We start from the raw sequence: 13,374 nt of genomic DNA on the forward strand, positions 1-13,374 counted from the left end.
TATCTCAAATGGATTTTAGTGGTAGCGGTTTTGGTAGCGGTTTTTTTCTCAAAATGGTATAAAATAATACTATTTTTAAGATAAACTTAAACAACAAAATACCTATTTTTCAATACTTTGATAAAAAATGATAACAAAACGCATTAGGCTCAAAATCTGGTAAGGGCAACCTTGTGTCGGTTCGAGTCCGACCTCGGGCACCATATTTCAAAAAACGACTTTTTATTTTTTATACACATACAATCATGATTTATTTTTACACATCTAAATTTATTAGGTATAAATCTTTTTCATAGGTAAAACTTGTTATACTATGTGAGTTATTATCATACTTTATAATATTTTCTAAAACTTTGATGAAATCACTAGGAACTTTGATAATCAAACTTTCATTTTTAAGTTTTATTTTCCTTATTGTCACAGTAAAAATTTGGTTTAAAAATATCTTTTTAAAAATACATACTCTTTATAAAAACTTCTTGACAAATTTTATTTAAATTTATATCTAGATTAACATAAGCCTTTATATTACCCAAGAATGTTGATTTAACATCATCATAAAAACTTCATTTTGTGAATTTGGGTTTGTAAAACCTTGTTTTAAAGTATATATCTACCCAAACTCTTTAAAAATTGCCTATATAAAAACCCTGTTATTTTTTTCAAATCAATTGCAAAGTTTTTATTTTGATTAATAAACCACACACTTACTACTTTCTACCTTCCTTACTTCAACCTCACATTCATAATCATATTAGACAAAAAGATACTATCTTGTTTAAAGCCTTTTGAGTCATATGCATTTTTTGATTGTATAGTTTGTATTAAAATTGAAAGATTGTATAAACTTAAACTCTCTAATATATTTACAAGTTCTATCTTACTTAAAGTATTAAAATCATTTAATAGTCTAAGATAACTACTTATAATAGAAGAAGAATTGATATTATTAAATACGATTTTATTTTTATATCTTCTTTAATCAAGAATTGATTATCTTTTATATACAAATAAGTTTTAAGATGATGATTACTTAATATTTGATTATAAAAACTTAAAAGGCTTTCTTTACTATTTAAATCTATAAAATTTAAAAATATATTTTCTTTTAATAATGCTTCTTGTAATTCTTTTAAGTTTTTAAAAGCTTGATTTATTCTAGAAAGATTTTCCAAAGCATAAATAGTGTTGTCATCTTTAGAAATTACTCTATTAATGTTATATTGTAATAAAGGGTTTTTATAATATGTATCACTATTGATTAAGATATTGATATAAAAAGATTCTTTTATATTAGTATGCTTTTTAATATGTAAAAATTCTAAAATATTTAAAAAAGCATTAGGTATGTAAAATTGATCTAAACTAAGTTGCAAAAAATGATTCATATTATACATAGAAAAAATATCATTATCTTTAATCAAATTATCTTTATTTAGATTAAACAACATAACCCCACCAAAACCCAATAAGCTTAAATTTTTTAAATTCTCTAAAGCTTTTCTTTTTTCTAAATCAATTTGAAGTATTTTTTGCATTGTTTTTCCTTTCTTTAATTAGCCTATACATAAACCATTTTTCATAATGATAGTAGTGGCTAGTGTAGTTATGAAATTCATTATTTTTACTCTTTTATGTTATGTTCTTTAGCATAAGCTTGTATTTTAGCTCTTAAATCCTCTGGGAAATTATATCTATATATGGCAGGAATTCTTGGATCAAGGAGTCTATCAAGTTTATGTCTTTTATAATACCATTCTAGTTTTTCGGGGGTAAAATATCTTGGTGCATTAGGATAGCCTTGAGGTGGAGTTAGGGCTGCTAGTTTGGCTTCTAGTATCATGGATTTCATGGTTAATTTTGCCGAATTTTCACTTCTTTCATTTCTAATATCTACATCATAATTAGTTTTCATTCCATTTCTATAAGCATACATTTTTTGATCAAATTCCCACCTACTCTCTGGAGTAGAATCTATATCCCTTGGATCTTTTAATTTACCTTTTAAAACATCATCATCTAAAGCTCTGATAATTCTACCTGTTTCATCATGTGTTATTCTATATTTATTCACATCAATAATCCAATCCACTCCTATAAGTTCATCTAAGAAAGGAAGCATACCAAATTCATCATAAGGAGGATTTTTAGAAAAATCTTTTAGCATTTTCTCTCTTAAAGCATTAGTATGGCCTCCACCTGCTAAGGCTACAGAAGAAGAATAAGTGCTAAGTTGGTGTTCTAAAGAAGGTTGATGTCCTAGTTGTGCTGCTAGAAATAATGCTTGATAAGCTCTAGTGGTAAATCCTGTTTTCCATAATCCTCCTCCACCTTTTGCAAAGCCTTTTATATCTCCTAGTATCCCTGCTGCCAATTCCCATTCACTCATAAATAAATATCCATTACTTAAATGAGCTAAGCCTCTATTGCTTTCTACTTTTTTATAAAGTTCTTTATAATCTTCATTGATTAAATTTCCTTTTTCATCTACATTGGTATAAGCTTCATAAGGTATATCTATAACAGTACTTCTTAATCCACTTCTAATGACTAAATACTTATATCTTTCTCTTTTAGTTTTTAAAGATTTATAATAAGCTTTTTCTGCTTTAGTCCAAGGAGCTATAGCTCCTTTTATAGGATCTTTTAAATAAATACTTTGCCAATCTTTAAACTCAAGCAAAGTAGAACTTTGTCCTGTGTAAAGATTAGGATCTAAATATCTGGGTTGATAGTCTTTATAGGGGGAGTTTTGTTTGATATTGTGTGCTTCAAACAAAGCTTTAGAATATTCTTGGGTGTATTTGCCTGTGGGCTTAATATTTTCTGAAAAATATATTTTATTTGTCTTTTTATCCACCTCTACCCCTCTTCCATTAGGAGCGTATATTATATAAATATCTTTATTATTATCACTCATTGTTTATCCTTTCTTTAATTAACCTATACATAAACCATTTTTCATAATGATAGTAGTGGCTAGTGTAGTTATGAAATTCATTATTTTTACTCTTTTATGTTATGTTCTTTAGCATAAGCTTGTATTTTAGCTCTTAAATCCTCTGGGAAATTATATCTATATATGGCAGGAATTCTTGGATCAAGGAGTTTGTCTAGTTTGTGTTTTTTATAAACATATTCTAAATGCTCTGGAATCCAATAATAAGGTGCATTAGGATAGCCTTGAGGTGGAGTTAGGGCTGCGAGTTTAGCTTCTAAAATAAGAGAATTCATATATAGTTTTGCTTCTTTTTTAGTCCAATCATTGGGAATATCTGTATTGTAAAATGCAACAGCACCTCTACGATATGCCCACATTTCACGATTAAACTCTTTCCTACTCTCTGGAGTAGAATCTATATCCCTTGGATCTTTTAATTTGCCTTTTAAAACATCATCATCTAAAGATCTAATAGCTTTACCATCAGCATCATCTGCAAATTCATATTCTGTTAAATCAATAATCCAATCCACTCCTATAAGTTCATCTAAGAAAGGAAGCATACCAAATTCATCATAAGGAGGATTTTTAGAAAAATCTTTTAGCATTTTCTCTCTTAAAGCATTAGTATGGCCTCCACCTGCTAAGGCTACAGAAGAAGAATAAGTGCTAAGTTGGTGTTCTAAAGAAGGTTGATGTCCTAGTTGTGCTGCTAGAAATAATGCTTGATAAGCTCTAGTGGTAAATCCTGTTTTCCATAATCCTCCTCCACCTTTTGCAAAGCCTTTTATATCTCCTAGTATCCCTGCTGCCAATTCCCATTCACTCATAAATAAATATCCATTACTTAAATGAGCTAAGCCTCTATTGCTTTCTACTTTTTTATAAAGTTCTTTATAATCTTCATTGATTAAATTTCCTTTTTCATCTACATTGGTATAAGCTTCATAAGGTATATCTATAACAGTACTTCTTAATCCACTTCTTATAACTAAATACTTATATCTTTCTCTTTTAGTTTTTAAAGATTTATAATAAGCTTTTTCTGCTTTAGTCCAAGGAGCTATAGCTCCTTTTATAGGATCTTTTAAATAAATACTTTGCCAATCTTTAAACTCAAGCAAAGTAGAACTTTGCCCTGTGTAAAGATTAGGATCTAAATATCTGGGTTGATAGTCTTTATAGGGGGAGTTTTTTAATATACGATCAGCTTCAAAAACCGCTTTAGAATATTCTTGGGTGTATTTACCTGTGGGCTTGGAACTTTTGTCAAAATATATTTCATTGGTTTTTTTATTAACATCTAATATAGAACCATGTGGTGTATAAATCTCATAAGTTTCACTCATTGTTTATCCTTTCTTTAATTAGCCTATACATAAACCATTTTTCATAATGATAGTAGTGGCTAGTCTACCTATCATTTTTGGTGGTTTACTATTTTCTTTATTTTTATTCTCACTGATATATCTTTCATCATCAGAATTATTTCTATTCTTGATTTTTAATTCTTTTTCCTCTTTATCTTTTTTTACTCCCGCATACAAAGCCTTAATATTATTTTGCCCTATGGTATCTAAAGCCCTTAAGAAATTTCTATGTTTTAAAGGATCAGGGGTGTTGTTTGTTGCTTTAGTGTTAAATACATCATTATCCATATCTTCTAAATAATCCATACATTGATGATAAGCATCTATGGCTGATAAACCTTTTACTTCTCTATTTTTATACTCATCATACAAAGCCCTTTTTGCTTCATCGTTGTTAATAGCTTGTAGTTTTTGGTTATATTTTTGTATGTTTTCTTTTTGAGTTTTACTAAGACAATCAGAGATTAAAAAATCTTCTTCGTGTTTTAGTTTTAAAAGCCTTGGTTTTATAGCTAAATCATGTAAATAAGAATAGGTATTAAAAAAGTCTATATCCTCTATGGTTTTTAAATCACCAGTTTTTGATCTTAATTCATCTAAACATAAATACGCAAAAAGTTTGTTTAAAAGATAATTTCTTACCCTTTTTGTGCCGCCTACATCTTTATGATAAATAAATAAAGCTTCTTTCTCTCCCAAACCTCCTGTTTGTAGCTTTCCCCCTGTAAACATAGAAGTAAAATTAAAAGAAATAAAAGTATTATTAATAAACATAGGATAAGAGATGAATCCTTCTTGTGCATTTGTAGGTTTTTTTACTAAAACATAAGGAGGGTTATATTTATGAGCAAAATTTAAAAATTGCAATCTTTCGTGTTCTTTTTTACTTTGTTCATATGCGCTAATCCATAATTGATTGATCAAATCTGTAATGACAGCTTGAGGTAAAGATATGAAAGATTCTTTGGCAATACTACGAATATTTTTTAAAGTAAAATTAAATTTATATTGAAAAATTTGTTTTTTGCTGATATTTGTTATATCTTTAAAACCATCATGATTTTTTAACTCTTTAAAGCTTGGATCATCTACTAGCATAATAGCTTCGTATTTGTTTTTATTTTTTTGCATATAGCAAAGTTCTAATAAAGCTATTTTATTTAGTCTTTTAAGTCTTTTGTTAAATTGTTCTTGATTTTGTATTTTAACCTTTTTCATTTGAATACTTGAATTCATCATCAAAAACAATAAATAACTTATACCTATACTTTCATAAAAAGCTTTTTGTGCTTTAAGGGTTAAAAAATTAAGAATGGTTTTACTAAGCAATTTAGCAAATTTAAATTCATCTGCTCTTAAAAAATCTGCAAAAGGAAAGAATTTATCTATAAAAACATCCATCATAGCCACTATAGTTTTTTGCGGATTATAAGGAATTTTATTTATATTATTTTTTTCTATATCTTTTATCAATTCATCAAGTTCATTATCGATTTTTTTGTTTGATATTTTCTCTTTTTCAATCAATGCGTTTATTTGTTTTAGATTATACTCCACTGCTTCATCTTGGGTTTGATGATTTTCACTTTGAGGCTCTTTTAGGGAAGATAAAAACTGTCTATCTTCCTCACCACTAATTTCATGATCTTTTAATTGTTCTAAATAATCCACAAATTCTTCTATACAAAAAATTTCATTTTTTGCGAGTTTAGCCTTTTGTTGTTTTGAAAAACATAGGGGAATTTTTTCTTCATTTATATTTAAAAAGACATTTGTAGGAAGTATATCAATACTTTCTTCCTCTTCTATTTGTATACTTTCACAATTTGAAAACAATTTCCACCAAGCTTGGAAATCAGTTTGAATAAAAGAATAAAAATGTTTTATCGTATAATAAGTTAAAGCAAGTAAAATCACATCTGTGATAGTAAATACATTTTTCTTTACAAAACTCTCTCCTTTGTATACCACACCTGTGTAAGTACCTATTTTAGGCTGTGCAATATGGGTGATACTATCTATATAAGTTCTTATGCATTCTATGCCTTCTTGAAAGTATTGCTTTTGTTTTTCTAAGAAAGTTTTTTTATTATTTGCTTGATAAAAAATAGATTGTAAATAATGATAATTATATATTTTATTGATATTACTAGGATTTTTTATAAAATTCATATATTGAAATATATTTTCTAGATTGTCATCTGCAATATCTTTAAATAACTCTTCTTTTTCTTTTACTGTATCTTCAAAGCCTTGATAGGTTTGATAATTTAAGCAAATAAAAGGACTTAAAGAAAGCACAAAGGCATCTTTTTCATTATCAATAATATCGATTTTATATTTACTATAATCTATCATTGCATCGTAGTCTTTTGGAGCTTTGATTAAAATATCGTTTTGTGTTTCATCTTCTATGGTATCTGGATAAATGATGGTATTTTCAAAAATTTCTTCTGTGAGCTTTTGATGAAGTCCTGCATTAAATTTTTGTGGAGCATTTGTAATGATAAGAAAATTTTTTGCATAATAAGATTCGTTTTTTTCACTCTTTAAATCTTTTATGATTTGAGCTAGCGCAATAGAGTTAAAATACGGACTTTCTATATAGCTTAGCCTGTTTTGATCAAGGGACATTTGTTTTTTAAGTGCCTCTTTAATAGAATATCTATTATGCAATATTAATTCTTCTTTGGAATTTTGAGTGATGAGCTTTAAGAATTTTTTATTGTGAAAATCTTTAAAAATTTCTTCGTTTGATTGAAGATAAATTGCAAGATCTTGCTTATGATATGCTAATGATTGGTTCCTTATTGTCCCAAAGCCTGAAAAATCAAAAAGAATTTTATGATCTATGATCAAAGTGTAATGATCAATTTTGTTTTCAAAAAGAGTAAAAATATAACCAATATCACTTATGAGTAGTTGCACAATAGCATTATAAATAGCATAAGAGTATTTATCTTCACTCCACTTTGAAATTTCTTTATAAGCTTTTATCAACTCAAAAGCACTATCACTAATAACTAACAATGGCTGTGTTTTTGTTAAAAAGCTTTTCAATCTAAAGATATTGACAATACCAAGAAAAGCATTAATGATTTTCTTATATACAAGATTATAACCTTCTGCATGAATATCTTTAATATTTTGTATTAATTCATTAAAGACAAGCTCTATTTGTTCATTTAGTTTATACTCGTTTAATTTTTGATATTCATCGAATGATTTTAGTTTTTGAAGTATAGGGATTTTTAATTTCTCATTAATGCAAATGATTAAAGAATTAATATTTTTGTTCTCTTTTTCTAGTTTTTGTGTCATAGCTTCTGAAATAGTTTGATTTTCAGATTTTCCCAAGGCTTTTACAAAATCATCTAAAATGCTTGTCATATCGCAAGATAAAGGAGCGATGGTAAAGTTTGGGAGATTATTGCTAAGCTTATTAGAATCAGTAAATTTTTCATAAGAATAATCATAAATTTGAACTTTTTTTCCTTTATAAGCAGATATTTTAAGAGTATCATATAAGTATTTATCTAAACTACAATAACAATCCTTAGCGATATCATAATCTGTTAGTGCTAAATTTAGTATATTTTTTCTTGAAAAATTATTACAATATAAAACTATATTTTTAGCTTGTTTGCAATATTTATCTATCAAGTTTTTAAGCTCGTTTTGATGATAAATATAATGACAAGCAAATTCTTTATTTTTCATTATCTATCTTTAAGTAAATATTGGCTTAAGATTTTTTATTTAAATAAAAATTTAAGTAAAATCATCTATTAATCTCTCCAATCCACCTTATAATATTACCTTTATCATCAATTTCTACTTCTAGATCTTTGTATTTGTTGTAAAATTTAGGAGCTAAGATTTCTTTGAAGTATTTTGTGCCTTTGGGGGTTATTGCTACCCAGATATTGTATTGTGACCAATATTGTGGTGTATCCCAAGAAGTGGGAGAAAACATTGTGCTACATCCATCTATAATAACATCATCATTCAAATTTCTTTCAAATCTTTCTTTATAAAAGAAATTATCTCTAAAATATATCCAAGCTTGATACTTATCTTCTTTATAATAAGATAAGTTTGAGGGATAATCTATTTTATTTCTATCTTCATCACAATAAGATCCAAAATCTATATATCCTGCTAGAAAAAGCTGCCCCAAAACATTAATATATTCACTTATATAGGTAGGTTTGGGTGTATTTAAAGAAGAAGTGTTGTTAAGACTATCAATATTATAAAATTGAATGATATTTGCATCTATTTCATGTCTTGCAAAAAATTCATCATCAATAAGTTTTAATAATAAATATTCAAATGCTAAGAGAATATCTGTTTTTGTTGTGTATCTTAAATATTCTAAAAGTAAATCCATTTCAGAAAAATATGGTTTATTATTTAATACTTTACTTAAATTTTCATAACTTTTATATCCTATATCATCTTTTTTTTTATAAGAAAAAATAGGATTACCCATTGCATATATTACTTTTATTCTTTTCACTTTTATTCCTATGGTTTAATATGAATAGTTTTATTGAGCTTTGGATTTTTACCATAAATATTTATTGCTTCTCCCCCACTTCCAGAACCTGTTCTGTATATAATATCAATTCCATCGTTCAATTTATATCTTATCAATTTTTCTTGCGTAATTTGTCCTGTTTTATGATTTTTTATAGGAATATATTTTTCTTCTAACTTTGTAGCATTTTTTATTAATTTTTGCCACAGTTCATCTAATTCTTTTTTATTTTTTAAAAGGCGAATATTCCCACTACTACCTTTTTGTAGTTTTTCAATAATTTTCACTACTTCTTGTCGTGTTAAACCACTATTAAGTCTACTTGTAATTTTAAACATTGAATGTAAACCTTTTAAAGCCGGAACAAATGTATAACTCACATCTTCTAAAGGTTTATCATTGAGTTCTAATTGACTAGGAAATATTATCTCAATAAACTCTCCACTGCCATCTTGTGTTTGTATTCTTATCACATTATCAGGAATGAGTTCTTGGGTATTGTTATAATTTTCATTGATGTGAGTTTGTGTGGTATTTATATCATCTTTTATATTATCACTTGTAAGCATATCTTTATCATTTGCCTTAAAATAATCCTTAGTTAAAATATTAAACGAACATACATTTTCATTATCAAGCCACTCATCTAAACCTTTAGCAATTTCAAATTCAATCTTTTGCATTTTAGCAGGGGTTAAAAAAACTCTATAATGTATAATATTTTCTTTTTCTCGATAATCTTTATGATATTCAAAAAGCTCTTTAAAATACCCTGCTCCTAAATCTTTATATTCAAATTCTTTATAAGCACTTTTATAAACTTTAGCGATATTTTTTGGGATAATAAAGATTAATTTTAACAAATGCACACCAAGTGTAATTTTACACTCTTTATAATCATAGTTTTTACTAAAGTCTTGTTTAAGAGTATTTAGTATATTGACATCATTTAAATCAAATAAATCGTTTTTAGATAATTCTAATTGATCTAAACCTTGTTCGTTTTGATATAGAGTATCATTTAGGTATAAATTAGTGATTAAAAGATTATCTTTTTGATATTTATGTTCTTTATAATATATTCTTAACTTAGGCTCTTTTAGCTTTGTTTGGTTTTTGCTTTGCTTTACTAAGCCTTCCTTAGGATTAAAACTATGATCAAATTTAAACTTAGTAGGTACAAAGCTTACTTTTAAAGGATATCCTTTATCTGTGACACAAGCTGAGATGAGTTCTTGTAAGATTGCGTATTCATCATTGACTTTCTTTTGAGATAAAGAGCCTTTAACATCTACCACCTTAGTGCAAGGATAACTTACCTTTCCCATAGTATTGGGACAACCGCTTATGCTAGAATTAAGCAAATCACTTTCTAACATAATAGGCACACCATCATCTTTAAAAGTTTTTCCTTTGTTTGATTTAAGTATGACTTTACCTCCATGGATACATTCTAGGTTTTGATTTTCTAAAAGGGCATGAAGTTTAGCTATAGCTTGTTTTTTATTTATTTGTATGGTTTTTTGTTCTTTTAGAGTGTTTGAAATTAAATCTTTATACTCTAAGCTTTGCTTGCTTAAACATTCTAATTTGATATTTAAAGAATTTTCTATAATAGAATAATTAAGCAAACAAAGTTCATCATTTTTATAAAAGATGCTAAGTTTTCCTTTGCCACTATTTTCATCTTTAGGAGAAAAATAATAACTAGGTGTATCTTGTTTTATAGTATTATCTTGATCTAATTCTCCAAAGTAAAAGGGATTATTAGGAAGTTCGCTTGAGCCTGTAAGGAGAGTGGAGTTTAAGAAGATTTTTGTATCTAAACTTTTAAAATCTATTTGATATTTTTCTTCTATGTCCTTTATATCTAAAACACTTCTATCTTTTGTGAAAATATCACAATGATTATCATAAATATGAATTAAATTTGACATAGAGATAAAAGAAGTATTGTTAGAATTATCTTGCAAATTTACTTTATCTAAGAATATGATTTTTATATTATTTATCTTTAATACTATGGTATTGGTATTTTTATCATAAAATTGCTCTATGTTAAATACTTCGTTTAAAGCTAAATTAACATCATTTTCCTTAGTATTAAAGCTTTGATTATTTAGATTATCTTGCAAGGAAATTTCTTTATCTAAATAAGCTTGGATATCTTTTATTTTTTCTTTTAAAGTATTGATAGATTTATAAAGCTTTTTTCTAGCATCAAGATAGGTATCATTTAGACTTTCTTTATCTAGGATGAAGATTTTTGTGAAAGTAGAATTATAGCCTAGATTGTTTATAGCGCTAGCTTGGGTGAAAAGATCTTCTTGATTATAATTTATAGCTATGGAATTTTCACATTGATATAAGGCTTTTAAATATGCTATGGATGAATTTTTATCTATTTTGTCTATTTCGTCATTGTTTATAAAGGCAAGCCTTGTTATAAATAACTCTCTATCCATTTTTCTCTAAATATTTTAAGATAAATGAATATTATATCAAATATATTAAATTTTTTGATAATTTTTAAAAATTTTCATATATCACATAAACACTTGAGATCAATATAGGAACATTACACACAAATCCTATAAACCAACTTAATTTTTTGCATTTTTCTCCTGTACTATGGCATTTAAATAAATAAGCTTGTAATAAACAAGGAAGTATAAAAAAAGTGATCACTAAAAAGACAATGGTGATACCACTTAAAAATCCAAAATAATTATACGCTTTATATTCTTGCGGTGATAATTTTTCAATTTCTGGAGGACCAAGCAATACAAGCGATCTAGAGGTTTCAAGATCATAAGTAAGATAAAATATGATAACAATAACTGTAAAAAAGATAGTGAAAGATGTCAAAAAATAAGATTTTACAAATTCTTTTATATTAATTCTCATCCAATAATTTATAATAGAAAAGGCAATAAACACAGCTAAAGCTGTAAGATAAAATTTTACGATAATAACAATGGATAGCAACGAACCTACAAAAATAGAAAGTGCAATACTATCTCCCATTTAAACTCCTGTATTATAAAGCACATTATAAGCTTTATCTTTAAAATCAAGTTTAGCAATAAAATCCTTACTATAAAGTTTAAAATCTAAACCATAAGGAGTGAATTCTTGATAGTCTTTAAATAAATATATACATCAAATACACACTTGCAATTAATATAATAATATTACACACAAATCCCATAAACCAACTTAATTTTTTGCGTTTTTCTTTTATGCTATAACATTTAAATAAATAAGCTTGTAATAAACAAGGAAGTATAATAAATGTGATTGTAAAAAAAATAAAATTTATAAAGATTAAAAATTTAAAACACTTATATACTATATATTCTTGTGGTGATAATTTTTCAACTTCTGGAGGACCAAGCATTACATATCCTCTATAAGTTTCAATATCATAGCTAAAATAAAATATGATAACAATAACTGTAAAAAACACAATAAAATACATTAAAAAATAAGATTTTACAAATTCTTTTATATTAATTCTCATCCAATAATTTATAATAGAAAAGGCAATAAGAACGCTTAAGGCTGTAATATAAAGTATTGCATCAATAGCAACAAGTCTAAAAATAAATCCTACCAAACCCCAAAAAATAGAAAGTGTAATATCTTCTCCCATTTAAACTCCTGTATTATAAAGCACATTATAAGCTTTATCTTTAAAATCAAGTTTAGCAATAAAATCCTTACTATAAAGTTTAAAATCCAAACCATAAGGAGTAAATTTTTGATAATCTTGATAATCTTGATTGTAAAGATAGTATTGTTTAGTTTTTGGGGATTGTAGGACATCAGCAAAGGTTATTTGTGGTATAATATATATCTTTGGTTTATAAGTTTCCATCTGTCTTGTAGATCCCCAAATACTGAAACTCTTTTCATTAAAATCCCAAGCTCCAACAGGTTGTCCTAGCTTGATAAAATTTCCATCATCATCAAATTCATGTCCTTGATCTAAAAAATCAAAGCTATCATAAACATAAACAAGCATTTCATCAACGCGGTATGATACCTTTTCTCTATCTCCTTGAATTTCTTTTTTAATGCTTAATTTCGAAGGAACAAAATTAAAAGAAAATTTACCACTACAAGCATAAAGAGATAGATCTTGCATGAGTTCATCATAAGTTTGCTCTAAAGTCTCATATGTATTATAAGTAAGTCCAAGTGGCGATGTCGCAAAAATAAATTTATCAAGTCTAGCATAAGAAAAATCTACCTTAAATTTCTCTGCAATATTTATACCTAAATTTTGCCAAATTTGTTTGAAAAACTCATCATCACCCACACCTATATATTGACAATTTAAAGTATCAAGCTCATAGGGCTTACAGTCTAAAATGCGTTTATAATCTTTTGAAATTTCATCATTTTCTTTAATGATGATATAAGATTCTTCATTTTTATCGCTTCGATTTTCTTTTATATCGATAGCAAAATCAAATTTATATTCTCCTTGAGGTAATTTTTTTAATGTCAAAATA

9 protein-coding genes are annotated in these 13,374 nt (G+C 26.5%); all 9 read right to left on the minus strand.

Annotated features, from left to right (window positions below):
* Positions 1–923: 923 nt before the first annotated feature.
* The 9 genes from CSUB8523_RS05195 to CSUB8523_RS10185 all read right to left on the minus strand — a co-directional run bounded on the left by CSUB8523_RS05195 (position 924) and on the right by CSUB8523_RS10185 (position 13,370).
* Positions 924–1,538 carry a hypothetical protein gene (locus CSUB8523_RS05195; RefSeq protein WP_235362526.1) on the minus strand — a complete coding sequence of 205 codons (615 nt, stop codon included), beginning with the start codon at positions 1,536–1,538 and terminating at the stop codon, positions 924–926.
* Positions 1,539–1,624: 86 nt separating this feature from the next.
* Positions 1,625–2,920 carry a hypothetical protein gene (locus CSUB8523_RS05200; protein WP_043019843.1) on the minus strand — a complete coding sequence of 432 codons (1,296 nt, stop codon included), beginning with the start codon at positions 2,918–2,920 and terminating at the stop codon, positions 1,625–1,627.
* 86 nt (positions 2,921–3,006) lie between these two features.
* Positions 3,007–4,290, minus strand: a complete 1,284-nt coding sequence (locus tag CSUB8523_RS05205) for a hypothetical protein (RefSeq protein WP_043019844.1) — start codon at positions 4,288–4,290, stop codon at positions 3,007–3,009.
* An 18-nt stretch (positions 4,291–4,308) separates the two neighbouring features.
* Complete coding sequence (locus tag CSUB8523_RS05210; protein WP_043019845.1) at positions 4,309–8,031, minus strand: hypothetical protein; 3,723 nt, start codon at positions 8,029–8,031, stop codon at positions 4,309–4,311.
* A 61-nt stretch (positions 8,032–8,092) separates the two neighbouring features.
* Positions 8,093–8,833 carry a hypothetical protein gene (locus CSUB8523_RS05215; RefSeq protein ID WP_043019846.1) on the minus strand — a complete coding sequence of 247 codons (741 nt, stop codon included), beginning with the start codon at positions 8,831–8,833 and terminating at the stop codon, positions 8,093–8,095.
* An 8-nt stretch (positions 8,834–8,841) separates the two neighbouring features.
* Positions 8,842–11,319, minus strand: coding sequence for a hypothetical protein (locus CSUB8523_RS05220; RefSeq protein WP_235362527.1), 2,478 nt, complete (start codon positions 11,317–11,319; stop codon positions 8,842–8,844).
* Positions 11,320–11,383: 64 nt separating this feature from the next.
* Positions 11,384–11,881 (minus strand): hypothetical protein, encoded by a 498-nt coding sequence (locus CSUB8523_RS05225; protein ID WP_043019847.1) that lies wholly within the window; start codon positions 11,879–11,881, stop codon positions 11,384–11,386.
* Between the two features lie 118 nt (positions 11,882–11,999).
* Positions 12,000–12,509: a hypothetical protein gene (locus tag CSUB8523_RS05230; protein WP_043019848.1), complete on the minus strand. Its 510-nt coding sequence runs from the start codon at positions 12,507–12,509 to the stop codon at positions 12,000–12,002.
* Entirely contained in the window at positions 12,510–13,370 is an 861-nt protein-coding gene (locus tag CSUB8523_RS10185; RefSeq protein ID WP_043019849.1) for a DUF6402 family protein, read from the minus strand.
* Positions 13,371–13,374: the final 4 nt, after the last annotated feature.

It is taken from the genome of Campylobacter subantarcticus LMG 24377 (genome assembly GCF_000816305.1).
In the GTDB taxonomy this organism is placed as follows: Bacteria; Campylobacterota; Campylobacteria; order Campylobacterales; family Campylobacteraceae; genus Campylobacter_D; species Campylobacter_D subantarcticus.